The 25,832-nt window shown below is 59.6% G+C and carries 22 protein-coding genes and 1 tRNA gene; 15 read left to right on the top strand and 8 right to left on the bottom strand.

Translation table 11 applies throughout. The features are described 5' to 3' along the window. Nucleotides 1-22 precede the first annotated feature (22 nt). Nucleotides 23-853: a methyl-accepting chemotaxis protein gene (locus CKW16_RS32895; protein ID WP_371918038.1), complete on the top strand. Its 831-nt coding sequence runs from the start codon at nucleotides 23-25 to the stop codon at nucleotides 851-853. 205 nt (nucleotides 854-1,058) lie between these two features. On the opposite strand, the gene CKW16_RS18310 is transcribed toward CKW16_RS32895, so the two are convergent. The 6 genes from CKW16_RS18310 to CKW16_RS18335 form a co-directional block, all read right to left on the bottom strand. Further along, nucleotides 1,059-1,134 (bottom strand) — tRNA-Gly (locus CKW16_RS18310). Nucleotides 1,135-1,196: 62 nt separating this feature from the next. Then, a complete protein-coding gene (pgsA, locus tag CKW16_RS18315) occupies nucleotides 1,197-1,757 on the bottom strand; it encodes a CDP-diacylglycerol--glycerol-3-phosphate 3-phosphatidyltransferase (RefSeq protein WP_008150904.1) in 561 nt (186 codons plus the stop codon). Nucleotides 1,758-1,789: 32 nt separating this feature from the next. Next, nucleotides 1,790-3,613, bottom strand: coding sequence for an excinuclease ABC subunit UvrC (gene uvrC / locus CKW16_RS18320; protein WP_095129585.1), 1,824 nt, complete (start codon nucleotides 3,611-3,613; stop codon nucleotides 1,790-1,792). A gap of 2 nt (nucleotides 3,614-3,615) precedes the next feature. Beyond that, nucleotides 3,616-4,257 (bottom strand): UvrY/SirA/GacA family response regulator transcription factor, encoded by a 642-nt coding sequence (gene uvrY, locus CKW16_RS18325; RefSeq protein WP_008015884.1) that lies wholly within the window; start codon nucleotides 4,255-4,257, stop codon nucleotides 3,616-3,618. Nucleotides 4,258-4,383: 126 nt separating this feature from the next. After that, the gene (locus tag CKW16_RS18330; protein ID WP_095129586.1) at nucleotides 4,384-4,827 is read right to left on the bottom strand and encodes an N-acetyltransferase; all 444 of its coding nucleotides are present in this window, start codon (nucleotides 4,825-4,827) and stop codon (nucleotides 4,384-4,386) included. Further along, the gene (locus CKW16_RS18335; RefSeq protein ID WP_095129587.1) at nucleotides 4,827-5,585 is read right to left on the bottom strand and encodes a carbon-nitrogen hydrolase family protein; all 759 of its coding nucleotides are present in this window, start codon (nucleotides 5,583-5,585) and stop codon (nucleotides 4,827-4,829) included. Before CKW16_RS18335 ends, CKW16_RS18330 begins: the two co-directional genes overlap by 1 nt. A gap of 160 nt (nucleotides 5,586-5,745) precedes the next feature. Here CKW16_RS18335 and CKW16_RS32625 point away from each other — a divergent pair, with 160 nt between their 5' ends. From CKW16_RS32625 to CKW16_RS18390, 12 genes are all read left to right on the top strand, one after another. Continuing rightward, nucleotides 5,746-5,874: a hypothetical protein gene (locus CKW16_RS32625; protein ID WP_256580517.1), complete on the top strand. Its 129-nt coding sequence runs from the start codon at nucleotides 5,746-5,748 to the stop codon at nucleotides 5,872-5,874. A gap of 336 nt (nucleotides 5,875-6,210) precedes the next feature. Beyond that, nucleotides 6,211-7,299 (top strand): 3-deoxy-7-phosphoheptulonate synthase, encoded by a 1,089-nt coding sequence (locus tag CKW16_RS18340; RefSeq protein WP_095129588.1) that lies wholly within the window; start codon nucleotides 6,211-6,213, stop codon nucleotides 7,297-7,299. Between the two features lie 288 nt (nucleotides 7,300-7,587). Further along, nucleotides 7,588-8,469: a triacylglycerol lipase gene (locus CKW16_RS18345; RefSeq protein ID WP_095129589.1), complete on the top strand. Its 882-nt coding sequence runs from the start codon at nucleotides 7,588-7,590 to the stop codon at nucleotides 8,467-8,469. 109 nt (nucleotides 8,470-8,578) lie between these two features. After that, complete coding sequence (locus CKW16_RS18350; RefSeq protein WP_046048458.1) at nucleotides 8,579-8,860, top strand: peptidylprolyl isomerase; 282 nt, start codon at nucleotides 8,579-8,581, stop codon at nucleotides 8,858-8,860. A 135-nt stretch (nucleotides 8,861-8,995) separates the two neighbouring features. Then, nucleotides 8,996-10,864: an extracellular solute-binding protein gene (locus CKW16_RS18355; protein WP_095129590.1), complete on the top strand. Its 1,869-nt coding sequence runs from the start codon at nucleotides 8,996-8,998 to the stop codon at nucleotides 10,862-10,864. Beyond that, on the top strand, nucleotides 10,864-11,925 hold the full coding sequence (locus CKW16_RS18360; protein ID WP_095129591.1) for a microcin C ABC transporter permease YejB: 1,062 nt from the start codon (nucleotides 10,864-10,866) through the stop codon (nucleotides 11,923-11,925). The genes CKW16_RS18355 and CKW16_RS18360 overlap by 1 nt, the downstream gene beginning before the upstream one ends. Then, nucleotides 11,925-12,947, top strand: coding sequence for an ABC transporter permease (locus CKW16_RS18365; protein WP_095129592.1), 1,023 nt, complete (start codon nucleotides 11,925-11,927; stop codon nucleotides 12,945-12,947). Before CKW16_RS18360 ends, CKW16_RS18365 begins: the two co-directional genes overlap by 1 nt. 14 nt (nucleotides 12,948-12,961) lie before the next feature. Further along, a complete protein-coding gene (locus tag CKW16_RS18370) occupies nucleotides 12,962-14,545 on the top strand; it encodes an ABC transporter ATP-binding protein (RefSeq protein ID WP_095129593.1) in 1,584 nt (527 codons plus the stop codon). Further along, nucleotides 14,542-15,957 (top strand): sigma-54-dependent Fis family transcriptional regulator, encoded by a 1,416-nt coding sequence (locus CKW16_RS18375; RefSeq protein WP_095129594.1) that lies wholly within the window; start codon nucleotides 14,542-14,544, stop codon nucleotides 15,955-15,957. Before CKW16_RS18370 ends, CKW16_RS18375 begins: the two co-directional genes overlap by 4 nt. A gap of 298 nt (nucleotides 15,958-16,255) precedes the next feature. Then, the gene (locus CKW16_RS18380) at nucleotides 16,256-17,647 is read left to right on the top strand and encodes a GntP family permease (RefSeq protein WP_095129595.1); all 1,392 of its coding nucleotides are present in this window, start codon (nucleotides 16,256-16,258) and stop codon (nucleotides 17,645-17,647) included. Nucleotides 17,648-17,654: 7 nt separating this feature from the next. Next, entirely contained in the window at nucleotides 17,655-18,440 is a 786-nt protein-coding gene (locus CKW16_RS18385) for a 3-hydroxybutyrate dehydrogenase (protein ID WP_095129596.1), read from the top strand. A 145-nt stretch (nucleotides 18,441-18,585) separates the two neighbouring features. Further along, nucleotides 18,586-20,541, top strand: coding sequence for an acetoacetate--CoA ligase (locus CKW16_RS18390; RefSeq protein WP_095129597.1), 1,956 nt, complete (start codon nucleotides 18,586-18,588; stop codon nucleotides 20,539-20,541). A gap of 112 nt (nucleotides 20,542-20,653) precedes the next feature. Here the strand turns inward: CKW16_RS18390 and CKW16_RS18395 are convergent, their stop codons facing one another. Further along, nucleotides 20,654-21,763: a PilT/PilU family type 4a pilus ATPase gene (locus CKW16_RS18395; RefSeq protein WP_095129598.1), complete on the bottom strand. Its 1,110-nt coding sequence runs from the start codon at nucleotides 21,761-21,763 to the stop codon at nucleotides 20,654-20,656. 120 nt (nucleotides 21,764-21,883) lie between these two features. Here CKW16_RS18395 and CKW16_RS18400 point away from each other — a divergent pair, with 120 nt between their 5' ends. Then, nucleotides 21,884-24,421, top strand: coding sequence for a PAS domain S-box protein (locus CKW16_RS18400; protein WP_095129760.1), 2,538 nt, complete (start codon nucleotides 21,884-21,886; stop codon nucleotides 24,419-24,421). 65 nt (nucleotides 24,422-24,486) lie between these two features. Then, entirely contained in the window at nucleotides 24,487-24,762 is a 276-nt protein-coding gene (locus CKW16_RS18405; RefSeq protein ID WP_007898282.1) for a peptidylprolyl isomerase, read from the top strand. Between the two features lie 11 nt (nucleotides 24,763-24,773). Here CKW16_RS18405 and CKW16_RS18410 read toward each other — a convergent pair whose 3' ends face one another. Next, complete coding sequence (locus tag CKW16_RS18410; protein WP_095129599.1) at nucleotides 24,774-25,709, bottom strand: sugar kinase; 936 nt, start codon at nucleotides 25,707-25,709, stop codon at nucleotides 24,774-24,776. Nucleotides 25,710-25,832 lie beyond the last annotated feature (123 nt).

Consider the following 25,832-nt stretch of genomic DNA (forward strand, 5'->3'; position numbering starts at 1 on the left):
CCTTAAAGCACTCATTGGCGATGTGAAAAGTAGCTCACAACAAGTCCACGAGAGCACCACAGCGACGTCATGCGAAGCGGATCAGGCCGCCAACCGCGTACAGATTCAACTACAGGAACTGGATCAACTGGCCACCGCCATGACCGAGATGGCCTCGACCGCCGAGGACGTGGCGCGCAATGCTCAAGCCGCTGCCGAGGCGGCGATCGTTGCCAGCGAGGAAACAGCAAACGGGGTCGCCCTGGTCTCCAAGTCAACGGGGGCGATCAAGCGTTTGGCTGACGAGATGGACGACACCGGTCATGCCATCAATGAATTATCCACGCTCAGTCAAAGCATCGAATCGATCGTGGCGGTCATCACCAGCATCGCCGACCAAACCAATCTGCTCGCGCTCAATGCGGCCATCGAGGCGGCACGTGCCGGTGAATCGGGACGCGGTTTCGCCGTGGTGGCTGACGAGGTGCGCTCACTGGCCTCGCGTACTCAGCAATCCACTCAGGAAATACGCCTGATGATTGATCAATTGCAGGCGGGTGTGAAACACGCCCAAGTGCGAGTGCAGCAAAGCCGTGACACGGCCAGCAAGACTGCCGGGGACGCCAATGCAGCCAATGAAACGCTCGAACGGATACGTGAGGCCATTTATCGCATCAATGACATGAACCTGCAGATTGCCACCGCCGCTGAAGAACAGAGCGCCACGACCGAGGAAATCAATCGCAACACGACGAACATCCGCGATATCAGTCTTGAAGTATCCGGCAGTGCGGACAAGCAAGTTCGTCAATGCTCGGCGATGGTGGAGCACGTTGGCCACCAGGACAAACTTCTCAGTCGCTTCAGGATTTGAGTTTCGCAATTGCCCGAATGCTCAGGCTGCAAACAGTGACAGATCACAAAAACAACTATTCCACCGAGGTAACAAAGATGCAACTGGGAGGCGCGGCTCTGGAATGCCTGCTTGGCTCACGCTTTCCAAGGCCTCTCTTTAAACGCTGAACGTAAATGTCACGCACAAAAAAACGCCACTCATTGAGTGGCGTTTTTTTGAATCTTGGAGCGGGAAACGAGACTCGAACTCGCGACCCCGACCTTGGCAAGGTCGTGCTCTACCAACTGAGCTATTCCCGCGTCTTGGTGTGGCGCATTCTATAGAATCCAGATGCCCCGTCAACCCCTTGATTCAAAAAAGTTTATTTCTTTTCCACGTCGGTCTTCAGATGCGGCCAGGCAGCCCGTAAATATTGGACCATGGACCACAACGTCAGGCCCGCGGATATCAGCAGCAAGGCGTAACCCAGCAGCACCCAGAACGTGAAATCCGACGGATTGGCCAGCAGGATCACCAGCGCCAGCATTTGCGCGGCGGTTTTCCATTTGCCCAGGTTCGACACCGCGACGTGAGCGCGGGCGCCGAGTTCGGCCATCCATTCGCGAAGTGCCGAGACGACAATCTCGCGACCGATGATCACGGCGGCCGGCAGCGTGAGCCACAGGTTGCCATGTTCTTGCACCAGCAATACCAGCGCAACGGCAACCATCAGCTTGTCAGCCACAGGATCGAGGAAAGCCCCGAACGGTGTGCTTTGTTCCAGTCGGCGGGCCAGATACCCATCCAGCCAGTCTGTGGCGGCAGCAAATGCGAACACCGAGGCGGACGCCAGATAGCTCCATTGATACGGCAGGTAGAACAGTAAAATGAAGATCGGAATGAGCAGGACGCGTAGTACGGTAATCAGATTAGGGATATTCATCGGCACAACTGGCTACGAGGTGAGGGGGCATTCTACTCGCTGTGCAGATTGGCATAAATCAACTCTGCGAGCTTTTTACTGATCCCGGGTGCTTTGGCGATCTCTTCGATGCTGGCACGAGACAGCTCCTGCAATCCACCAAAATGTTTCAACAAATCGCGACGACGGGTCGGTCCGACACCGGCAACGCCCTCCAGTGTAGACGTGCGGCGAGTTTTCCCACGACGGGCGCGGTGCCCGGTAATCGCAAAACGGTGAGCCTCGTCGCGTATCTGCTGGATCAAATGCAGCGCGGGGGAATCGCCGCGCAAGGTGAATTCGTGGGCGGCATCGTTCAGGTACAGGGTTTCGAAACCGGCCTTGCGCGTGGCGCCCTTGGCTACGCCCAGCAGAATCAGATCAGGCACAGCCAGTTCATTGAGCACGTCGCGGGCCATGGACAACTGCCCCTTGCCACCGTCCACCAGCAAAATGTCCGGTAGCTTGCCCTCCCCGTCCTTCAGTTTGCTGAAGCGTCGGGTCAGGGCCTGGTGCATCGCGGCGTAGTCATCGCCCGGGGTGACGCCTTCAATGTTGTAGCGACGGTAGTCGGACTTGATCGGACCTTCGGGGCCGAACACCACGCAGGAGGCCACGGTCGCTTCACCACTGGAGTGACTGATGTCGTAACACTCCAGGCGCTGCGGTGGCTCATCCAGGTTCAACACTTCCGCCAGGGCATCGAAACGTGCAGCAACGTGTTGACGATTAGCCAGTCGCGCTCCCAGGGCCTGCTCGGCATTGGTGACCGCCAACTGTTGCCAGCGTGCTCGCGTACCACGAACCCTATGACTGATGGTCAATTCGCGACCGCGCAGCTCATCGATGGCCGCGATCAGGGTCGGGAAGTCTTCGTGAACCACGTTGACGATCAGTTCGCTCGGCAAGTCGCGCTCGGGACTGCTGATGAAGTACTGACCGAGAAACGCCGCCATGACTTCGGAAACGTCTTCTTCAATACCCACCTGCGGAAAGAAGTTCTTGCTCCCCAACACCCGCCCGCCACGCACACTGATCAAATGAACGCAGGCACCACCCGGATTGACAAACGCTGCGATCACGTCGACATCGCCCGTCCCGCCTTCCATGCTCTGCTGGTCCTGGACCCGGCGCAGTAATGAAATCTGATCCCGCAACTCGGCCGCACGCTCGAACTCGAGATTGATCGCCGCCTCCTCCATTCCTGCGGACAACTCATCCGCAAGCGCATTGCTGCGCCCCTCAAGGAACATCACCGAGTGCCGTACGTCTTCAGCGTATACCTCAGGTTCCACCAGCCCGACACAGGGCGCCTTGCAGCGTTTGATCTGGTATTGCAGGCAAGGGCGCGTGCGGTTCTTGTAATAGCTGTCTTCGCACTGACGAACAAAAAACGTCTTCTGCAGCAGGCTCAGGCTTTCGCGAATCGCACCGGCGCTGGGATAAGGGCCGAAATATTTGCCCTTGGCCTTTTTTGCACCGCGATGGATGCTCAAGCGAGGGAACTGGCCATCCGAGAGAAAGACGTAGGGGTAGGATTTGTCGTCGCGCAGCAGGATGTTGTAGGGAGGACGCCACTCCTTGATCAGCGTCTGCTCAAGCAACAAGGCTTCGGTTTCATTGGCCGTAATCGTCGTTTCGACCTGAGCGATACGCGCGACCAGCGCCGCAGTCTTGGGCGCAAGACCGGATTTGCGGAAATAACTCGACAGGCGATTCTTGAGGTTCTTGGCCTTGCCGACGTAGAGCAGGCGTGCCTCGCTGTCGAACATGCGATACACACCGGGACGCCCACTGACCGTCGACAGAAAGGCGCTTGGATCGAAGACTTCAGTCATTTTCAGAGACTGGCATCGACCATGCCGTGACGAACCGCCAACAGCGTCAACTCGACATCGCTGCTGATCGAAAGCTTTTCGAAAATGCGGTAACGGTAAGTGTTCACGGTTTTTGGCGACAGACACAGTTTGTCGGAAATGATCTGGACCTTCTGACAGCCGACAATCATCAGCGCGATCTGGATTTCCCGCTCCGACAAGGCGTCGAAAGGCGAGTCATTGGTCGGCTGAAAGGATTTGATCGCCAGTTGCTGTGCAATTTGCGGGCTGATGTAGCGCTGCCCGGCAAACACCAGGCGGATGGCCTGGACCATTTCCGGCAATCCGGCGCCCTTGGTCAGATAGCCCGCGGCACCGGCCTGCAACAACCGAGTCGGAAACGGATCTTCTTCGCACACGGTGACCGCGACGACTTTGATATCCGGATGACTGCGCAACAATTTGCGTGTGGCTTCAAGACCGCCGATACCGGGCATCTTGACGTCCATCAGCACCACATCGGGTTTCAACTCACGCGCCTTGAGCAGGGATTCTTCGCCTGACTCAGCCTGGCCGACTACTTGCAGGCCATCGATGTCAGCCAGCATTCGTGTAATGCCTGTACGAACGAGATCATGATCATCGACTACTAGCACCCTAATCAAGCAGACACCTCGCGATATGGTCTTATTGGGTTGCCGACACCTTAGCAAAAAGCAACTGGCAGACCTAGCGGCAAGCGTCATATAAAAAGTTTCAATACATCTTGAAAGGCTTGCCGTATGCGTGTCTCAGCCAGGCGAGTCATTGATATCACGCTGCATTCTCAGGAAACACTCGTCCGTGCCGACCACCTTCAGGCCCTTTCTTTCATACAACGCTTGCGCGGGATTATTTTCGAAAACCGTCAAACGCAATGCCGGGCGCCGCTCCTTGCACGCCATGTCGAATACCTGATCAATCGCCCAGGAACCGGCGCCCTGCCCTCGAAACGCTTCGAGGACGTGCAGTTCGCGGATGTACAGGGCTTTGGCGTCACGACTCAGACTGAAAAAGCCCAACACGGTACTGCCACTTACAATCAACCAGTTCTCGCGCCCTGCCCAGCCAACATCGAACCCTTCGTCCTGCCACAGCAGATCGTGCTGAATGTAATAGCGGAGCATGTTGTTGCGGGTCAGTTCACGAGCGAAGTCGAGGTCCCTGGATGTCGCCGGACGTAATTCAAATACCATCACTCCAATGCAACCTCCACTAATTGCCCTTTCCAGCCGTCAGCGTTGCGTCGAGCAACGACCATCAGGTTACCGGTTCCGGGTGCGGCCGCAATCAGCGAACCGTCCGACGCCCAGATCGCGCTGCGACCTGCCGATTCCCAGCCACCGGTTGCACCGCCATGGTTGGCCATCAGGACCGCCATCGAATGAGCGCTGGCGTAACCTTGCAACAACGCGGTATCCGGGGCGTAACCGTTTTCCGTGATCAGCACGCCCGCCGCATAGAGATCGGCCCCTTGCTGCGCCGCCGCGGCGGCATGACTGGTGTGAGAGAAATCCGCACACACCGCCAACGCGACCGTATCGGCACCTATGGTCAGGGTCGAACCGCCGGTTCCCGGTGCAAATGCCACTTCCTCGCCGGGGTGCAGATGTTGCTTACTGTAGATCCCGAGCGATCCATCAGCGCCCAACACCAGCGCCCCAATCAATACGGGCGAATCCTCCGACAGGCGAATCGGCATCCCGACGACAGTCGTTACACCGACTTCCCGCGCGAAATCCCGTAGCGGTTGCAGCACCTCGGCGTCTGGCGCAATGGCCAATTCAGCCGCAAATCCACGCTCGTACCCGGTCAGCGATAACTCCGGGAACACCAGAAATTGCACGCCCTGCTCCGCGGCAAGCTGCATGAAGCGCTGATGCCACACAATGTTTGCAGCAAGGTCACCGGCGATGGAGATCGATTGAGCAGCAGCGATGATCAGTGGCGTCATGGTTCGTCCTTGTGACGTTGTACATAAGCGAAGCACAAAGTGTGTCACAACCGGCGACGCACTCAAGCGATAGAAAATGCCTCCGGTGATCGATAGCATTTTCTGATTGAATCCGCGTACCGGCCTCTAGTAAGCTCGGCGCACTCATCGGAGACAAATCATGTTCAACGCCCTCATACAGCTTCGTACCGTCAGCGCCCTGCGCTCGGTGTCGGCTGCCCGGGTGAATGACGTTTGTGCTCCGGTCAGCTTTTATTTTGGGTATTGGTTTAGCCACTGGCGCGCCTGATACCCACACGGCGCCCACTTTAAACGGGTCGCCACCAGAGAATTCTCAACCCCCGGTCGGCTTCCCGACCGGGGGTTTTGTTTTTTCAGCCCCACACATTTTTAGCGACACACCAGACAGCCAGAGGATTCAACAATGAACTACGCCACTTATTACCGTTACGACAGTTTTACCGCCTGGCGATTTAGCAGCCTCCGCTCGGGACAGCCTGCCGCCTCCGATCGGTCACCCACAGGTGGCAAGCACACACACGCAGCCAATCCGGCCAATTGTCGAACACCCCAGTAGGGCCGAGTGCGCGGGAACGAACCCGCCGCCAGCCCAGGAAGCCCGAATATGAACTCGTCCGTCTCTGCTCTGCCGCTGTCCACCTTGAGCCCTGCCAATGAAGCGCTGACCCTGCGTCTGCCCAGCTCATTGCAACTCAAACAGCAACTGCCACTCAGCAACGTCCTGAGCCAGCAAGTCGCCGCCCACCGCGAAGCGGTTCGCGCGATCCTCAACGGTGAAGACTCCCGTCTGCTGGTCATCGTCGGCCCCTGCTCGATCCACGATCCTCAGTCCGCCCTCGAATACGCTGGCAAGCTCGCTCGCCTCGCCGCCGACGTCAGCGATGAGATGCTGCTGGTGATGCGCGCCTACGTCGAAAAACCCCGCACCACGGTCGGCTGGAAAGGCCTGGCCTACGATCCCCACCTGGATGGCAGCGATGACATGGCCGGCGGCTTGACGCTTTCCCGCGAGTTGATGCGCGAAATGCTCCGCCTGGGACTGCCGATTGCCACCGAACTGCTGCAACCGATGGCTGCCGGCTACTTCGACGATCTGCTGAGCTGGGTCGCTATTGGCGCTCGCACCACCGAATCGCAGATCCACCGTGAAATGGCCAGCGGCCTGAGCATGCCGGTCGGCTTCAAGAACGGCACCGATGGTGGTGTCGGTGTGGCCAGCGACGCCATGCGCTCTGCCGCCCATCCGCATCGTCATTTCGGTGTCGACAGCCAGGGTCATCCGGCAATCATTCAGACGCCGGGCAATCCCGACACCCACCTGGTGCTGCGTGGCGGACACCGTGGGCCGAACTACGACCGCGAGAGCGTCGCCCAGGTGAACAGCGATTTGACCAAACTGAAGATCCCGGCCCGGATCATGGTCGATTGCAGCCATGCCAACAGCGGCAAAGACCCGTTGCGTCAGCCGTCGGTGTTTAACGATGTGCTTGAACAGCGCCTGCAAGGTGATCGATCACTGATCGGCATGATGATCGAGAGTCATCTGTTCGAAGGCTGCCAACCGCTGGGCACGTCAATGCGTTACGGCGTGTCAGTCACGGACGGCTGCCTTGGCTGGAGCGGGACGGATTTATTGTTGCGCCAGGCAGCCGACCGGCTCAGAGCGCAGAGCAGGGTTGAACAATCGGCGTGAGCCATACCCTCGTCCAGTCCTCCTATCGAGGACTGGACGTCGGAATCGAGACACGATTAACAGGCAATGGGTGTTCCCGGAGTAGGCCATCGCAGTAAAACGCTCTGTTACAGATAAAAAGATGTTCAAATATTCCGAACAAGACCTCATCTACTTTCGAACTTTCGTACATTTTCTATTCCGTTTTCATCAGGTTACAGCGGCTTTTTCATACAACGTCGAACAGCGGGTGTGCTTTAGAGTGAGCCCATCAACACACCTCTGAACGACTGCGAAAAAGGAAAGAACATGCAACGGAATGCAACGACTCAGTATCCGATCCTGTTGATCCACGGGCTCTTCGGCTTCGATCGCATCGGCAAGATCGAACTCTTTCATGACGTCAAGCAGGCCCTCAGGAGTGCAGGCGCAAGAGTGTTTATCCCGCACGTGTCGGCTACCCATAGCAATGAAGTTCGAGGCGACCAACTTCTGGCGCAGATCGAACGGGTACTGGAAGGAACCGGTGCAAACAAAGTCAACCTGATCGGCCACAGTCAAGGCGCACTCGCTGCACGTTATGCGGCAGCGACAGCACCGGAGGCAATCGCTTCGGTGACGTCCGTCAGCGGACCGAATCACGGCTCGGAACTGGCCGACTTCTTGCGCAAGGCGCTGACGCCCGGGCGCCTGCCGGAACACGTCGCCTCGACAGTTGCAACGTTGTTTGCAGACTTTCTATCGTTGCTCAGCAGCCACCATCACCTGCCGCAGAACGCCATCGCCGCGCTGAATGCCCTGACCACTGAAGGTGTAGGCGCGTTCAATGACAAGTACCCCCAGGGATTGCCGAAAACCTGGGGTGGCAAGGGTCGCGAACTGGTCGACGGCGTACGTTATTACTCCTGGAGCGGCACCCTGCAGGGCGACATCCTCGACAAAGGGCTTGATGCTCTGAGTCCGCTGCACGGGTTCCTCCGCGCCTTTTCCCACTACTTCACCACCGAACCCGAGCAGAACGATGGCCTGGTTGGCCGCTACAGCTCCCATTTGGGCAAAGTCATCCGGTCCGACTACCCGCTGGATCATCTGGACAGCCTCAGCCAGACCGCCGGTCCGCTGCGCAAGGGCATCGATCCGATTGCCCTGTATGTGCAGCATGCGGAGCGCCTGAGAAATGCCGGCCTATAAAGGAATACCGTACCGGCCTGCATAGTCTGTACGGAACTTTTGAGAAGAAATAGACCACTGAATCCGGTAGGCTCCGCACTTTACTGAACATTGAAAGGAGTATTTCACCATGGCTAAAGCCACTGCCCGTCACATCCTCGTTGCCAGCGAAGCCAAGTGCAACGAATTGAAAGCCCAAATCGAAGGCGGCGCTGATTTCGCCGAAGTCGCCAAAGCCAACTCCACTTGCCCGTCCAGCCGCCAGGGCGGTGATCTGGGTTCGTTCGGTCCAGGCCAGATGGTCAAGGAATTCGACGCCGTGGTCTTCAGCGCACCGATCAACGTGGTGCAAGGCCCGGTCAAGACCCAGTTCGGATACCACCTGCTGGAAGTGACCAGCCGTCAGGACTGATCAAGCCTTAAGTTTTCTGCTCAACGGCCCGCCTTTTGGTGGGCCGTTGTGTTTCGGATACGTGATACGGGTGGCGAGGGACGCGCCGCTAGCGTACAAATTGCGGTTATTGACCACCCGGCTCTAAGGCTGACAATGCGACTGGCTTTCCCTACTTTATTGTTCACGGCCGTGGCCCTGTTGTTGAGCGTCACCGGTGTGACTGCAGCACCGCAACATGCGTTGACCGTGTACGGTGAACCGGCGAAGTATCCTGCCGGCTTTAGTCATTTTGCCTACACAAACCCGCAAGCCCCCAAGGGCGGCACAATGCGCCGCTCGGCCGTCGAAATCGGTCATTTCGATCATATGTTGCCCTACATCGATAAAGGCATTGGCGTCACACAGATCGACGGCCTGCTTTACTCGCCCCTCGCCCAGCGTTCGCTGGACGAGCCTTACACCGTGTACGGTCTGGTGGCTTCGATGATGGAGCGCTCGGACGACGGTTTGTTCCTGCGCTTCTACCTGAACCCCAAGGCCCGTTTTGCAGACGGCAAACCGATCACGGCCGAAGACGTTCGTTACACCTTCGACCTGTTGATGACTCAGGGCAGCCTGCGTTATCGCACCCAATTTGCCGACGTCAAAGGCGTCGAAGTGGAATCTCCTCTAACGGTTCGGTTCGACTTGAAAAGCAATGAAAACCGTACCCTTCCCCTTGATATAGCGACCCTGCCGGTGTTTCCCGAGCATTGGTGGAAGACTCGCGACTTCGCCAATGGTGGAGGTTACGAGCCACCTTTAGGCAGCGGCCCCTACAGGGTGAGCAAGGTCGACTCCGGTCGCAGCATCACTTTCGAGCGCAATGCCGATTGGTGGGGCAAGGATTTACCGGTCAGCCGCGGCCTCTACAACTTCGATCGTTTCAGCATCGAGTACTTCGGCGATACCGACGTCGCCCGTCAGGTCCTGCGCGGCGGAGCCTACGACTACAACCGCGAATTCTCCGCCACCGCTTACTCCATTGGCTACGACAGCCCGGCCCTGAGTGACGGGCGACTGCAAAAGGCGCACCTGGCAACGCAAGCTCCCCAAACGGCTCAGGGCTTTGTGTTCAACCTGCAAAACCCGCTGTTCCAGGACCGTCGAGTGCGTCAGGCACTGGCCATGCTCTGGGATTTCGAGTGGAGCAACCGGCAGATGATGCGCGACATGTACATCCGCCAGCAGAGTTACTTTTCCAACACCGACCTCGCCGCCCGACAACTGCCGGACGCCGGCGAACTGGCGATTCTCGAACCGCTGCGCGGGCAGATCCCCGACGAGGTGTTCACCCAGGTTTTCCAGGCACCGAAAACCGATGGCAGTGGCCTGATACGCGACAAACAGTTGCAGGCACTCGATTTGCTCGAACAGGCCGGCTGGAAACCCGATGGCGATCAACTGGTCAACGCCGAAGGCAAGTCGTTGAGTTTCACTTTCCTGGTCAGCCAGAACGGCATGGACCGCTTGCTGCTGCCTTATAAGCGCACCCTGAAACAGATCGGCGTCGACATGAATATCCGCCGTATCGACTCGTCCCAATACGTGAATCGCCTGATGAGCCGCGACTACGACATGATCGTCACCGGCTACCCGGTCACGACGTCGCCCGGGGGTGAACTGCTCAATTACTTCGGCTCGGTCTCGGCCAACGACCCTGGCGCCAATAACTACATGGTATTGAAAAATCCAGCGGTCGACACACTGATCGACGGACTGATTCGCGCCACCACCCAACCCGAAATGCTGCACTACGCCCACGCGCTGGACCGGGTGCTGCAATGGAACTACTACTGGATTCCCAACTATTACCCGCCGGGCAGCTCCACCGTGTGGTGGAATCGTTTCGGGAGGCCCAACGAGCAGGCGAGCAATGACGAAGCCATCGAGAGCTGGTGGGAAATCAGCACCACGCCGCTGACCAACCAACAGATGACCGCTGAGCAAATCAGCCGTGGCAAACCCGGAGGGCCGCACTGATGTGGGCTTACATACTGCGGCGTCTGTTGCTGATCATTCCGACGCTGGTGATCATTCTTCTGGTCAACTTCATCATCGTCCAGGCCGCGCCGGGTGGCCCGGTGGAACAGGCCATCGCGCACTTGCAAGGCATCGGCGGCGCGAGTGTCGGCGGCGGTTCCGGTGAACACATGTCCGGCACCTCCCGATCCAGTCGCGGCCTCGACCCGCAACTGATCAAGGACATCGAAAAGCAATACGGCTTCGACAAACCAGCACACGAACGCCTGTGGCTGATGCTCACCAGTTATGCGCGCCTGGACTTCGGCAAGAGCTTTTTCCGCGGCGCGACCGTCACCGACCTGATCCTGGAAAAAATGCCGGTGACCATTTCCCTTGGGCTCTGGGCGACGCTGATCACCTACCTGGTGTCGATTCCTTTGGGCATCCGCAAGGCCGTGCACCACGGCAGCCACTTCGATATCTGGAGCAGCACCGCGATCGTCATCGGCTACGCCATGCCGGCGTTCCTGTTCGCGATGTTCTTGATCGTGGTTTTCGCCGGTGGCACCTCGCTGAACTGGTTTCCGGTGCGCGGCCTGGTCTCGGACAACTTCGAATCGCTGTCGACCGTGGGCAAAATCGCCGATTACTTCTGGCATCTGGTATTGCCGGTGACGGCGCTGGTGATCGGCGGGTTCGCCACGCTGACCATTCTGACCAAGAACTCCTTCCTCAATGAAATCACGCGCCAGTACGTGGTCACCGCCCGCGCCAAGGGTCTGAGCGAACGCCGAGTGCTCTACGGCCACGTGTTTCGCAACGCCATGCTGCTGGTGGTCTCGGGGATTCCCCAGGCGTTTATCAGCGTATTTTTCGCCGGTTCCCTGTTGATCGAAGTGATCTTCTCCCTCGACGGCCTGGGTCGCATGAGTTACGAGGCCGCGGTTTCACGGGACTATCCGGTGGTATTCGGTTCGCTGTTCATCTTCACGCTGTTCGGTCTCTTGATAAAACTGGTCGGTGACCTCTGCTACACCCTCGTCGACCCGCGTATCGACTTCGCCGCGAGGAACGCCTGATGTTCAAGCTCTCGCCGTTAGGTCGTCGTCGTTTCGAGCGGTTCAAGAAAAACCGTCGCGGCTGGTGGTCGCTGTGGTTGTTTGTCGGCCTGTTCCTGCTGACCCTCGGTGGCGAGCTGATCGCCAACGACAAACCGCTGATCGTCAGCTATCAGGGCTCCCTCTATTTCCCAGCCCTGAAGCGTCATACCGAGCAGGAGTTTGGCGGGCAGCTGCCGTTCCAGGCGGACTACCGCAGCGATTATGTGCAAAAGCTGATTAATAAGGACGGTGGCTGGATGCTGTTCCCGCCAATCCCCTTCAGCGACGACACGCCGAACTATGATCTCAATCAACCCGCGCCTAGCCCGCCGACGAAGGTCAACTGGCTGGGCACCGACGACCAGGCACGGGACGTGTTGGCCCGAGTGATTTTCGGTGCGCGGGTGTCGATCCTGTTTGCCTTGATGCTGACCTTTGTCAGCGCACTGATCGGCATCGCGGCCGGCGCCCTGCAAGGCTATTACGGCGGCTGGGTCGACCTGATCGGTCAACGGTTGCTGGAGGTTTGGTCGGGGCTGCCGGTGCTGTACCTGCTGATCATCCTGTCGGGTTTCGTCGAGCCGAATTTCTGGTGGCTGCTGGGAATCATGGCGCTGTTTTCCTGGTTGGCCCTGGTGGACGTGGTGCGCGCCGAGTTCCTGCGCGGACGCAACCTGGAATACGTCAAAGCTGCGCGGGCGCTGGGCCTGACCGACCGTAAAGTCATCGTCCGGCACATCCTGCCCAACGCGATGAACGCGACCCTGAGTTATCTGCCGTTCATTCTGACCGGGGCAATCTCGACCCTCACGGCGCTGGACTTCCTCGGTTTCGGCATGCCCGCCGGCAGTGCATCGCTGGGCGAGTTGATTGGTCAGGGCAAGCAGAACCTGCAAGCGCCGTGGCTGGGGCTGACAGCGTTTTTCACCCTGGCGCTGATTCTTTCTTTACTGGTGTTTATCGGGGAGGCGTTACGTGACGCCTTCGACCCGAGATCATGAGGCGGACGGCTAACATGAGTAACAACCTGATCGAAATCCGTGACCTGCGCGTCGCCTTCAGTGGCCAGACCGTGGTGCGCAATCTGTGCCTGGACATCCACCCCGGTGAATGCCTGGCGCTGGTGGGCGAGTCGGGCTGCGGCAAGTCGGTGACCGCTCACTCGATCCTGCAACTGCTGCCCGAGACCGGCACCGAAACCACGGGCAGTATTCGCTATCGTGGCCGGGAGCTGGTCGGCGCTTCGTCCAAGGTGCTGCGAGAACTGCGGGGTAACCGCATCGCGATGATCTTCCAGGAGCCGATGACCTCGCTCAATCCGCTGCACAGCATCGAAAAGCAGATCGGCGAAACCCTGTTGCTGCACAAGGGCCTGGCCGGCAAAGCGGCGCAAGCGCGGATACTCGAGTTGCTGCATCTGGTCGGCATTCAGAAGCCCAAAGAGCGGCTCAAGGCCTATCCCCATCAATTGTCCGGCGGCCAGCGGCAACGGGTGATGATCGCCATGGCCCTGGCCTGCGAACCGGAGCTGCTGATCGCCGACGAGCCGACCACCGCGCTGGACGTGACAGTGCAGCGCAAGATCCTGCTGCTGCTCAAATCCCTGCAACAGCGTCTCGGCATGTCGCTGCTGCTGATCAGCCACGACCTCAACCTGGTGCGCAGCATTGCCCAACGAGTCTGCGTGATGAAGGCCGGAGAAATCGTCGAGCAGGCACCTTGCGAAACGCTGTTTACCGAACCGAAACATCCTTACAGCTGCGTGCTGCTGAACGCCGAACCGGAAGGTGAAGCACTGCCCAGGGACGAGCGCGAGAACGTGCTGGAAGTGGACAATCTCCGAGTGCAGTTCGCCCTCGGTGGCGGGCTGTTTCAGCGCAAGACCTACCTGAAGGCCGTGGACGGCATCAGCCTGAACATTCAACGCGGCAAGACGCTGGGCATTGTGGGCGAATCCGGCTCCGGCAAGTCGACGCTGGGTCAGGCGATCCTGCGCTTGCTCGATTCCGAAGGCGGCATTCGCTTTCAGGGTGCAGCGCTGGACGGCCTGACGCAAAAACAGCTGCGGCCGTGGCGCAAGAAAATGCAGGTGGTGTTCCAGGACCCGTTCGGCAGCCTCAGTCCAAGGATGTCCGTGGCGCAGATCATCAGCGAAGGCCTGGAGGTGCATAGCCAGTTGACGGCTGACGAATGCAAAGCCGAAGTGATTCGGGCACTGGAGGAAGTCGGCCTCGACCCGCAAAGCCGTCATCGCTACCCGCACGAGTTTTCCGGCGGCCAACGCCAACGCATCGCCATCGCCCGGGCGCTGGTGCTGAAACCGGCGCTGATCCTGCTGGATGAACCGACCTCGGCACTGGATCGCACGGTGCAAAAACAAGTGGTCGCCCTGCTCCGCCAACTTCAAGAAAAACATGGCCTGACCTACCTGTTCATCAGCCACGACCTGGCGGTGGTGCGCGCACTGGCTCACGACATGATCGTGATCAAGGACGGCAAAGTGGTGGAAAGCGGTGCCAGCCACGACGTATTCGATTCGCCGCAGCATCCGTATACCAAAGAGCTGTTGGCGGCGGCGCATCCTGGGGCCGTCCGATGAACACCACCGAAAGCCTCAAGGACTATCAGCGCGTTCGTTTGCTGGCGATCCGTTCGTTGTTCGAGATCATCGAGCAGTCCAGCGAAGGCACGGTGATTGTCGACCGCGACGCCAACATTGTCTGGATGAACGAGCGCTATGCCCGGCGCTTCGGCCTGGAATCGGCGGAAGTGGCGATCGGCAAGGCCTGCGAAAGTGTGATCCCCGGCAGTCTGTTGCGCGAGGTGGTGCGCACCGGTCGGCCGATTTTGCTCGATATGCAGGACACCCCCAAAGAACCATTGGTGGTGATGCGCCTGCCGATTCATGACGACGCCGGCGTGGTGATCGGCGCCATCGGGTTTGCGCTGTTCGACGAATTGCGCAGCCTCTCGCCGATGCTCAAGCGCTACATGAGCATGCAGGAAGAACTGGCCTCCACCCGCTCGTTGCTACGGGCGCGGCAAACCAAATACAACTTCGCGCACTTCATCGGCACCAGCGCCGCCAGCCTCGAAGTCAAGCGCCGTGCCCGGCGCAGCGCGAGCGCCGAGTCTCCGGTTTTGCTGCTCGGTGAAACCGGCACCGGCAAAGAGCTGCTGGCTCAGGCGATCCATGGCGCTTCGCCGCGCGCGCACAAAGCCTTCGTCAGCATCAACAGCGCGGCGATTCCCGAATCGTTGCTGGAAGCGGAATTCTTCGGCACCGCGCCCGGCGCGTTTACCGGTGCTGATCGCAAGGGCCGTGCCGGCAAGTTGCAGATTGCCCAGGGCGGCACCCTGTTTCTCGATGAAATCGGCGACATGCCGTTGCCACTGCAAAGCAAACTGCTGCGGGTACTGCAGGAGAAAGAATTCGAGCCGGTGGGCTCCAACGAAGTGATCCAGAGTGACGTGCGGGTCATCGCCGCGACCTCAACGGATCTGGAAGCGGCGATCAAACGCGGTGAATTTCGCGCCGACCTGTATTACCGCCTCAACGTGCTGCCGATCCAGGTCCCGCCGCTGCGTGATCGACTCGATGACCTGCCGGCCCTCAGTGAAGCGATCCTTGAGGAATTGCGCAGTCAACACGAATTGAACCGTGAAGCGCTGGAGTTGCTGGGTCAACATGCCTGGCCGGGGAACATTCGTGAACTGCGCAACGTGCTCGAACGCGCCGCGCTGCTTAGTGATGACTTGATGCTGAATGCTGCAGATATCCGCGCGGCGATTGGTACGTTCACACCGGTAGCGCGTGCGGCGCCTGTAACGATTGAGCCGGTTGCGCATGAGACGTTTAGTGCGGCTCGGGAGCGGTTTGATCGGCAGTTGATTGAAGCCACCCTCGCGCAATGCGGCGGGAAGGTTGTTGAAGCGGCGGCGCGGTTGGGGCTGGGACGGTCGACGCTGTACAAGAAGATGGTGGCGTTGGGGATTGCAGAGTCTCTATAAGGAGACATAGATCTCTATTGGTAGACATGACCTCATCGCGGGCAAGCCTTGCTCCTACAAGGGGGCGGCGCACACAAATCAAGTGACTACCATTACCCCCTGTAGGAGCAAGGCTTGCCCGCGAAGGCACTCGCCCAACCACCAACATTCTCAAAACAGAGACGAAATCCAAGAGCGCTACTGAACGCCAACAATATTTCTTTATATTTCAACTAGTTAGCTATCTGGCACGAAACTCGCTAAAGCCCTCTCCCACAACAGTTCCACCCTACAAAAATAACAATCCAGGAGACACACCATGAGTGTGATCATTGCCTTGGCAGCTCTCACGCTGCTAATGCTCGCGGCTTACCGTGGCTACAGCGTTATCCTCTTTGCCCCGATTGCCGCCCTCGGCGCCGTGCTGCTCACCGACCCTTCCGCCGTCGCCCCCGCTTTCACCGGGGTGTTCATGGAGAAAATGGTCGGCTTCATCAAACTGTATTTCCCGGTGTTCCTGCTCGGTGCGGTGTTCGGCAAGCTGATCGAGCTGTCGGGCTTCTCGCGCTCCATCGTCGCCGCGGCGATTCGTCTCCTCGGCACGAGTCAGGCGATGCTGGTGATCGTACTGGTCTGCGCCGTGCTGACCTACGGTGGCGTGTCGCTGTTCGTAGTGGTGTTCGCGGTCTACCCGTTTGCTGCTGAAATGTTCCGCCAGAGCAATATTCCCAAGCGACTCATCCCGGCGACCATCGCCCTCGGCGCATTCTCGTTCACCATGGACGCCCTGCCCGGCACCCCGCAAATCCAGAACATCATCCCCAGCACCTTCTTCAACACCACCGCCTGGGCCGCGCCCTGGCTGGGCCTGATCGGCGCGATCTTCGTGGTCTGCGCCGGCATGCTGTTTCTGCAGCGCCAGCGCAACAAAGCGCAGCACGCCGGTGAAGGGTATGGCACCGATCTGCGCAACGAGCCGGAAACCGCTGCCGACATCAAACTGCCGAATCCGTGGATTGCTGTGTCGCCGCTGCTGGCCGTCGGCATCATGAACCTGCTGTTTACCCAGTGGATTCCGCAGTGGTACGGCAAGACCCACAGCCTCGCGCTGCCAGGCATGGCCGCGCCGGTGACCACCGACATCGCCAAGCTCACAGCGATCTGGGCCGTTCAGGCAGCCTTGCTGGTCGGCATCATTATGGTGCTGGTATTCGGCTTCCAGGCGATTCGCGGCAAACTCGCCGAGGGCAGTAGAAGTGCGGTCAGCGGTTCGTTGCTGGCGGCGATGAACACCGCGTCGGAGTATGGTTTCGGTGCGGTGATCGCCTCCTTGCCGGGTTTCCTGGTGCTGGCCGACTGGCTCAAAAGCATTCCCAATCCGCTGGTCAACGAAGCGATCACCGTGACCCTGCTGGCCGGCATCACCGGTTCTGCGTCGGGCGGTATGAGCATTGCGCTGGCGGCCATGGCCAATGACTTCATCGCAGCGGCCCATGCGGCCAACATCCCGCTGGAAGTGCTGCACCGGGTGGCCGCGATGGCCAGTGGTGGCATGGACACCCTGCCGCACAACGGCGCGGTGATTACCTTGCTGGCGGTGACCGGCCTGACCCACCGCGAAGCCTACAAAGACATTTTCTGTATTACGCTGATCAAGACCCTGGCGGTTTTTGTGGTGATCGGTACTTTCTACGCCACTGGCATTGTGTGAGGTATTCATGACGACTCTTTCGGGCAAGACTGCACTGGTCACCGGTTCCACCAGCGGCATCGGCCTGGGCATCGCCCTCAGTCTGGCCAAGGCTGGCGCCAATCTGATCCTCAACGGTTTCGGTGATGCGTCCAAGGTGATTGCCGAGGTGGAGCTGCTCAATAACAAAAGCGGTGGCAAGGTTGGCCATCACCCGGCTGACGTGAGCAACCCTGAGCAGATCGCCGACATGATTGCCTACGCCGAGCGTGAGTTCGGCGGTGTGGACATCCTGGTCAACAACGCCGGCATCCAGCATGTGGCGCCGGTGGAAGACTTCCCGGTGGAGCGCTGGGATTCGATCATTGCGATCAACCTGTCGTCGGTATTCCACAGCTCCCGTTTGAGCCTGCCAGGCATGCGCGCCAAGGGCTGGGGCCGGATCATCAACATCGCCTCGGTGCACGGCCAAGTCGGCTCCGTGGGCAAGGCGGCTTACGTGGCGGCCAAGCATGGGGTGATCGGTTTGACCAAGGTGGTGGGTTTGGAAACGGCGACCACCAACGTCACCTGCAACGCAATCTGCCCGGGCTGGGTGCTGACGCCACTGGTGCAGAAGCAAATTGATGATCGCATCGCCAAAGGGATCGACCCGCAACAGGCGCAGCATGATTTGCTGGCCGAGAAACAGCCTTCGCTGGAGTTTGTGACGCCGCCACAATTGGGCGAGCTGGTGCTGTTTTTGTGCAGTGAGGCCGGTAGCCAGGTGCGTGGCGCGGCGTGGAATATTGATGGTGGGTGGTTGGCGCAGTAACCCACAGTGATCGTTCCCACGCTCTGCGTGGGAATGCAGCCAGGGACGCTCCGCGTCCCAAAGCGGACGCAGAGCGTCCATTGAGGTATTCCCACGCGGAGCGTGGGAACGATCTGAATGAGAGAACAACAAGAAGAGGCAAGCCATGTCCGACATCCTCTGGCAACCCAGCGCCAAGCGCATCGGCAAGACCCGCATGGAGGCCTTCCGGCGCTTCATCAATCAGCGACACAACCTCCACGTCGACGACTACCCTGCCCTGCATCAATGGTCCATCGACCAGCGTGAAGCGTTCTGGCAGGCCATCGTCGATTTCTTCGACATCCGTTTCCACGACCAACCGGACGCTGTACTGGTTGAGGGCGCGCAAATGCCCAGCGCCCAATGGTTTCCCGGCGCTACCCTGAACTTCGCCGAACACTTGATGCGCCGTCGCGACGATGCCGTGGCGGTCATTGCCATCGGCGAGAACGGCCAGCGTGAACACCTGACCTGGGCAGAGCTGGCCGAGCATGTCGCCGGGTTTCAGAACAGCTTGAAAGCCGCCGGTGTCGGCCTCGGTGACCGCGTCGCGGCGTGCATGCCGAATACTTGGCAAACCCTGGTGGCCATGCTCGCCACCACCAGCCTCGGGGCGATCTGGTCCTGCTCTTCGCCGGACTTCGGCACCCAGGGCGTAATCGACCGTTTCGGCCAGATCGAGCCCAAAGTGCTGATCACCTGCGCCGGTTACCGCTATGCCGGCAAGGACATCGACCAGACCGCCAAGGTCAATGAAATCCTTGAACGCCTGCCGTCCTTGCAGCAGTTGATTATCGTGCCTTACGCCCGGCCGCAAGCGCACATCGAACACTTCCATACCCGGGCCAACGTAACGCTCTGGGATGATTTCTATGACGTGGGCGGCGAGCCGGATTTCGTCCCGGTGCCCTTCGCCCATCCGCTGTACATCCTCTATTCCAGCGGCACCACCGGCGTGCCGAAATGCATCATTCACAGCACTGGCGGTGTGTTGCTGCAACACGTCAAGGAACATGGCCTGCATTGCGATCTCGGTCCCGGCGACCGGTTGTTCTACTACACCACCTGCGGCTGGATGATGTGGAACTGGCTGGTCTCGGCGCTGGCCGTGGACAGCACGGTGGTGCTGTACGACGGCTCGCCGTTTCATCCCGCCCCCGAGCGCCTGATCGACCTGATCGACGACGAATGCATCAGTGTCTTCGGCACCAGCCCCAAGTACCTCGCGACCCTGGAAAGCAACGGCATCAAACCTCGCGAAAGCCATGACCTGAGCAGCCTCAAAACCCTGCTTTGCACCGGTTCCGCGTTATCGCCGCAGAGTTACGACTATGTCTACCGCGACCTCAAGCCTGACCTGTGCCTGGCCTCGATGTCCGGCGGCACCGACATCGTTTCATGTTTTGTGAACAGCAATCCGCTGCAGCCGGTACGCCGTGGCGAGATACAAGGCAAAAGCCTGGGCATGGCGGTGGAAGTCTGGAACGACAACGGCCAGCCGGTGATCGGCGAAAAAGGTGAGCTGGTGTGCACCCGGCACTTCCCGGCAATCCCCATCGGGTTCTGGAATGATCCTCAGCAGGAAAAGCTTCGTGCCTCGTATTTCAGTCAGTTCCCCGGCGTCTGGGCCCAAGGCGATTACGCTGAACAATTGCCCCATGGCGGGATGATGATCCACGGACGCTCCGACGCCGTGCTCAACCCCGGTGGCGTGCGCATCGGCACCGCGGAAATCTACCGTCAGGTGGAGAAAGTCCCGCAAGTGCTAGACAGCGTGGCCATCGGTCAGCAGTGGCAGGATGACGTGCGGGTGGTGCTGTTCGTGCGGTTGCGCGACGGCGTCGAACTGGACGAAGCGCTGCAACAACAGATTCGCCAGGTCATTCGCGCCAACACCACACCGCGGCATGTGCCGGCGAAGATTGTCGCGGTGACGGACATTCCACGGACGATCAGTGGCAAGGTTGTCGAGTTGGCCGTGAGGAATGTGGTGCACGGCCAGAAGGTGAAGAACACCGATGCCTTGGCCAATCCCGAGGCGCTGGAACAATTCCGCGACCGCTCGGAACTCCTTGATTGACAGAGATCGAGTGTGGGAGCGGGCTTGCTCGCGAAGGCGTCGGGTCAGTCAATATAAATGTCGACTGACACACCGCCTTCGCGAGCAAGCCCGCTCCCACATTGGATTTATGTCAGTCCATTAATCCCCATTCACCCGGAGGTGCATGGGGGCCTGGTGATGCTTCGGCGTGCAGCTTCAGCCGCAGACGCAAATTGTTCACCGAATCCGCATGCTTCAACGCTTCCTCCTCATCGATAGCCCCTTCTGCGACCAACTCGAATAGCGCACCGTCAAACGTCTGCATCCCCAGCTCCACAGACTTCTCCATGATTCCCTTGAGCTCTGAAAACTCATTGCGCCGGATCAAATCGCCAATGGTCGGCGTACCCAGCATCACCTCCACCGCCGCCCGTCGCTGACCGTTGCGGGTATGCACCAGGCGCTGGGACACAAACGCTTTCAGGTTGTTGCCCAGATCATGAAGCAACTGCGTGCGGCGCTCCTCGGGAAAGAAGTTGATGATACGGTCCAGCGCCTGATGGGCGTTATGGGCATGCAGGGTGGAGATAACCAGATGACCGGTATCGGCAAACGCCAGCGCATGCTCCATCGTCTCGCGATCACGAATTTCGCCGATCAGCACGACGTCCGGTGCCTGGCGCAGGGTATTTTTCAATGCGGCATGAAAACTGCGGGTATCGACGCCGACCTCGCGCTGATTGATGATCGACTTCTTGTGCCGATGGATGTACTCGACCGGGTCTTCGATGGTGATGATGTGGCCACTGCTGTGGCGATTGCGGTAGTCGATCAATGCCGCCAGCGAGGTTGACTTGCCCGAGTCGGTAGCGCCGACGAACAGCATAAGTCCTTGTTTGAGCATCACCGTTTCGAGGAGCACCGGCGGCAGCTTGAGGTCTTCGAAACGCGGAATGTCGAGCTTGATGTTGCGCGCCACGATTGACACATCGTTGCGTTGTTTAAAGATATTGACCCGAAAGCGCCCGACACCGGTCAAAGAGATCGCCAGGTTCATCTCCAGGTCCCGATCGAACTCCAGACGCTGTTCGGCGTCCATGATGGACGCGGCAATGGCCGCGACTTCTCCCGGCTTGAACGGCTGATCGGCCAAGGGTCTGAGCACACCCTCGAACCGTGCGCTGGGTGGCGCACCGGTAGACAGATAAAGATCGGAGCCATTCTGGCTGGCCAGGAGCCTTAACAGTGCATCGATTTCCATGGCAAAAAGCACCCGCGAAGCATTCAATGAATAAAAATGACCCAAAAAGGGTCATACAGCGTCTACTGCGGTACAAGGATAGTTGACACCGCTACACCGACTTAAATGCAGGACATCTTGATGAACGCATCACCGACCGGCAGCGATGCCCAGGCCTTGATTGCCCGACTGGACTGGAGACGCAGCCCGCTGGGCGCTGCCAGTACCTGGCCGCAGAGCTTGCGAACCGCCGTGGATATCGTGATTCATTCGCCGATGCCCATGCTGTTGCTGTGGGGCCCGCAACTCACGCAGATCTACAACGACGGCTTCGCCCTGCTGGCCGGCAGCAAGCATCCACACGCATTCGGACAGCCGACACACCTGATCTGGCCTGAGTTAAAAGACTTTACCGACCCCATTTACAGCGCCGTCCTACAAGGGCAGGTGCGGACCTACAGCGAACAGCGCTTCACCTTACAGCGTGATGGCCATGATTCCGACTTCTGGCTGGACCTGACCTACAGCCCCATCCGCGATGAAAGCGCCCAGGTCGCCGGGATTCTGGTTACCGCCATCGAAACCAACGAACGCCGACGCATCGCCCTCGAACTCGAGCAGCGTTCGGCTGCCAGCCTCAAGGCCCAGCACGAAACCGAGGAGCGCCTGCAACTGGCCCTCGCGGCCACCGACGCCGTCGGCACCTGGGACTGGGACATCAGCGAAGACCGCTTCATTGCCGACACCCACTTCGCCCAGTTACACGGTGTCGACCCGCTGCTCGCCAATCAGTTGCCCATCAGCGCCTACCTTCAGGGGGTGCACCCGGAAGACCGCGCCATGGTCGCCCGCAGCATCAAGTACTCCATCACCCACGGCACCGAGTACGCCGAGGAATATCGCCTGTTGCAAGCCGACGGTCAGCTGCGCTGGGTGTTCGCCCGGGGTCGTTGCTACAAGGACCACCATGGTCGGCCGATCCGCTTCCTCGGCGCCGCCCTGGACCTGACCGAACGCAAGCACACCGAGCAGGCCTTGCGGCAAAGTCAGACCGAGCTGCAACTGATCATCAACGCCATGCCGATCCTGATCAGCTACGTGGACAGCGAGGAACGCTTTCGCCTGAACAATGCGGCCTACCTCGACTGGTACGGGCTGACGCCTCAGGAGCTCTTTGGCAAAACCATCCGTGAAGTACTGGGTGAAGAAGCCTATGCCTTGCGCGCCGAATACATCGCCCAGGCGCTGTCCGGCAAGCCTTGTAGTTTCAGCATCCGCACCCCGCACCGTGACGGCAGCATCCGCCATGCCCTGATGAACTACTTGCCGCGCCACGGCGCGGATGGTGCGGTGAATGGTTTCTATATCTTTGTGATTGACGAAACCGAGCGCAAACAGACCGAAGAAGCCCTGCGCAATCTCAACGAAACGCTTGAGGAACGAGTCGCCGCCCGCACCCAGCAATTGGCTGAAGCCAACCAGCGACTGCAGAACGAGATGTTCGAACGCGAGCGCGCCGAAGAGGCGTTGCGGCATGCGCAGAAGATGGAAGCGCTCGGCCAACTCACCGGCGGCATCGCCCATGACTTCAACAATATGCTCACCGGGATCATCGGCAGCCTCGACTTGATGCAGCGCTACATCGCCGACGGGCGCGCCGCCGAGGTGGGCCGTTTCACCGAGGCGGCAGTGTCCTCGGCCAACCGCGCCGCCGCCCTGACACATCGCCTGCTGGCGTTTTCCCGGCGTCAGTCACTGGACCGCAAGCCGCTGAACGCCAATGATCTGATCCATTCCCTGGAAGATCTGCTCAGCCGGACCAAGGGCGACCACATCGAGCTCAAACTGCAACTGGCCGATGACGTCTGGCCGGTCAGCACCGACGTCAGCCAGCTGGAAAATGCCCTGCTCAATCTGGTGATCAACGCCCGGGACGCCATGCCCGATGGCGGCGAGTTGCGGATCGAAACGGCCAACGTTTATCTCGACAGCAGCGACATCAACACCCTGGAACCGGTCAAGGCCGGGGATTATCTGATGATTGCCGTCAGCGACAACGGTAGCGGCATGACACCGTCGGTGCTGGCCAAGGCCTTCGACCCGTTCTTCACCACCAAACCCATCGGCCAGGGCACCGGTCTTGGGCTGTCGATGATCTATGGATTTGCCCAGCAGTCGGGTGGGCATGTCAGCCTGTTCAGCTTGCCGGGCCAGGGCACCAGCGTTCGTCTGTACCTGCCGCGGCTGCACGCCGCAGAGCCCGAAAACATCCTGAAGCCGGTCACCAGCGAGGCGCCGGCCGCGATTGCCGGTGAAACCGTGGTGTTGGTGGAGGACGACCCGGCGGTGCGCATGCTGGTGCTCGACCTGCTCAACGAGCTGGGTTACCACGCCCATGAAGCCGAAGACGCGAAGACCGCCCTGCCCCTGCTGGAATCCGACCTGCGGGTCGATTTGCTGGTCACCGATGTCGGGCTGCCGGGGATGAACGGTCGGCAACTGGCGGAGATCGCGCGCCAGCACCGTCCCGAGCTCAAAGTGCTGTTCATGACCGGTTATGCGGAAAAAGCCGCCGAGCGCCAGGGCTTCCTGGAGGAAGGCATGGACATGGTGGCCAAGCCCTTTTCCATTGACCTGTTGGCCAACAAGATTCGCGCGATGATCGGTCAACCGGACTGAGTTAAGGCATAATCGCGCGCCCCCGCTGGCACCAACATAGCCACCACCGTTGCAAGGTACTGCCCATGAAAGCTCAAGCCCGCCATATCCTGGTGAAAACCTCGGAAGAAGCCGAACAGCTCAAACAACGCATCGCCAAGGGCGAAGCCTTCGATGTGCTGGCCAAGAAGTATTCCACCTGCCCGTCCGGCAAGCGCGGCGGCGACTTGGGTGAAGTGCGGCCCGGGCAGATGGTCGGGGTCATCGATGCCGTGATCTTCAAAAAACCGTTGCGCGTGGTGCACGGACCGATCAAGAGCAAGTTTGGCTATCACCTGGTGCAGGTGTTTTACCGGGATTAATGGATCGTATTTCAGGTTCGGGGGATCAATGCCCCCGGCACTTGAATCACCTGACTCGCCAATTGATGCCCCGCTTCGGCAGCCTCAACCGGGCTACCTCCTTTCAGGCGACTGGCCAAATACGCCGCGCTAAATGAATCCCCCGCCGCCGTGGTGTCCACCACCCGCTCGACCACCTGCGCCGGCACCTCGAACGACTCTCCATCACAACGAATCAGACACGCCTCGGCGCCCCGCTTGAGTACCACTTCAGGCGTGCCAATCTGCTCGTAAGCGGCAAACACCGCCTCGCAATCGGAATAACTAAACAGCGCCTGTTCGTCATCGACAGTCAGCAATGCCAGGTCGACGTAGGGCAGAACGCTGCGATAGGCCGCCCGTGCGTCCTCGACCGACGCCCACAAACGTGGCCGGTAGTTGTTGTCGAACACGATCCGCGCATCCCGCTGCCGTGCCTCGATCAGGGTTTCCAGCAATTTCTCCCGACCTTGCGCGCCGAGTACCGCCAGGGTGATGCCACTGAAATACAGCACATCGTAATCCGGCAGCGCCGCCAGGATCGGCGCGGCGGCCGGGGTGGTGAAACAATCGCGGACGGCCGCCTCATTGCGCCAGTAGAGAAAACGCCGTTCGCCGGCAGCGTCAGTCTGGATGCAATACAAGCCAGGCAATCGGCCGGGCAAGCGCTGGACCCTACCGAGCCCGATGTTTTCGTCGGCCCAGCTCTGGCACATGGCATCGCTGAAACTGTCGTCGCCCAGGGCGGTGACGTAATCCACCGTGCCGCCCTCGCCCAACTCCCGGGACAGGTAGACCGCCGTGTTCAAGGTATCGCCACCGAAACTCTGTTGCAGGCTGCCGTCGGCGCGTTGCTGCAACTCGATCATGCATTCGCCGATCAGGGCGATGCGCGGGGTGTTGGGGCCGAGGGTGCTGATGGTGTTCATTGTGTGGGGTCTCAGATGCTGCGATGTTGTCTGGGCGGCCGCCTTCGCGAGCAGGTCGAATCGTCGCACCGTCGCTCCCACAATGGAATGCGTTTCCCTGTGGGAGTGAGCCTGCTCGCGATG

This window comes from Pseudomonas sp. Irchel s3h14 (assembly GCF_900187425.1).
In the GTDB taxonomy this organism is placed as follows: Bacteria; Pseudomonadota; Gammaproteobacteria; order Pseudomonadales; family Pseudomonadaceae; genus Aquipseudomonas.

What these genes read in the sequence shown, in the direction of transcription:
- CKW16_RS18385 (WP_095129596.1), top strand. Translation starts at nt 17,655, where the DNA reads ATGACGACTCTTTCGGGCAAGACTGCACTGGTCACCGGTTCCACCAGC.
- CKW16_RS32625 (WP_256580517.1), top strand. Translation starts at nt 5,746, where the DNA reads ATGTTCAACGCCCTCATACAGCTTCGTACCGTCAGCGCCCTGCGCTCG.
- CKW16_RS18400 (WP_095129760.1), top strand. Translation starts at nt 21,884, where the DNA reads ATGAACGCATCACCGACCGGCAGCGATGCCCAGGCCTTGATTGCCCGA.
- CKW16_RS18370 (WP_095129593.1), top strand. Translation starts at nt 12,962, where the DNA reads ATGAGTAACAACCTGATCGAAATCCGTGACCTGCGCGTCGCCTTCAGT.
- CKW16_RS18395 (WP_095129598.1), bottom strand. Translation starts at nt 21,763, where the DNA reads ATGGAAATCGATGCACTGTTAAGGCTCCTGGCCAGCCAGAATGGCTCC.
- CKW16_RS18405 (WP_007898282.1), top strand. Translation starts at nt 24,487, where the DNA reads ATGAAAGCTCAAGCCCGCCATATCCTGGTGAAAACCTCGGAAGAAGCC.
- CKW16_RS18365 (WP_095129592.1), top strand. Translation starts at nt 11,925, where the DNA reads ATGTTCAAGCTCTCGCCGTTAGGTCGTCGTCGTTTCGAGCGGTTCAAG.
- CKW16_RS18355 (WP_095129590.1), top strand. Translation starts at nt 8,996, where the DNA reads ATGCGACTGGCTTTCCCTACTTTATTGTTCACGGCCGTGGCCCTGTTG.
- pgsA (WP_008150904.1), bottom strand. Translation starts at nt 1,757, where the DNA reads ATGAATATCCCTAATCTGATTACCGTACTACGCGTCCTGCTCATTCCG.
- CKW16_RS18360 (WP_095129591.1), top strand. Translation starts at nt 10,864, where the DNA reads ATGTGGGCTTACATACTGCGGCGTCTGTTGCTGATCATTCCGACGCTG.
- CKW16_RS18410 (WP_095129599.1), bottom strand. Translation starts at nt 25,709, where the DNA reads ATGAACACCATCAGCACCCTCGGCCCCAACACCCCGCGCATCGCCCTG.
- CKW16_RS18375 (WP_095129594.1), top strand. Translation starts at nt 14,542, where the DNA reads ATGAACACCACCGAAAGCCTCAAGGACTATCAGCGCGTTCGTTTGCTG.
- CKW16_RS18380 (WP_095129595.1), top strand. Translation starts at nt 16,256, where the DNA reads ATGAGTGTGATCATTGCCTTGGCAGCTCTCACGCTGCTAATGCTCGCG.
- CKW16_RS18330 (WP_095129586.1), bottom strand. Translation starts at nt 4,827, where the DNA reads ATGGTATTTGAATTACGTCCGGCGACATCCAGGGACCTCGACTTCGCT.
- CKW16_RS18350 (WP_046048458.1), top strand. Translation starts at nt 8,579, where the DNA reads ATGGCTAAAGCCACTGCCCGTCACATCCTCGTTGCCAGCGAAGCCAAG.
- uvrC (WP_095129585.1), bottom strand. Translation starts at nt 3,613, where the DNA reads ATGACTGAAGTCTTCGATCCAAGCGCCTTTCTGTCGACGGTCAGTGGG.
- CKW16_RS18340 (WP_095129588.1), top strand. Translation starts at nt 6,211, where the DNA reads ATGAACTCGTCCGTCTCTGCTCTGCCGCTGTCCACCTTGAGCCCTGCC.
- CKW16_RS18335 (WP_095129587.1), bottom strand. Translation starts at nt 5,585, where the DNA reads ATGACGCCACTGATCATCGCTGCTGCTCAATCGATCTCCATCGCCGGT.
- CKW16_RS18390 (WP_095129597.1), top strand. Translation starts at nt 18,586, where the DNA reads ATGTCCGACATCCTCTGGCAACCCAGCGCCAAGCGCATCGGCAAGACC.
- CKW16_RS18345 (WP_095129589.1), top strand. Translation starts at nt 7,588, where the DNA reads ATGCAACGGAATGCAACGACTCAGTATCCGATCCTGTTGATCCACGGG.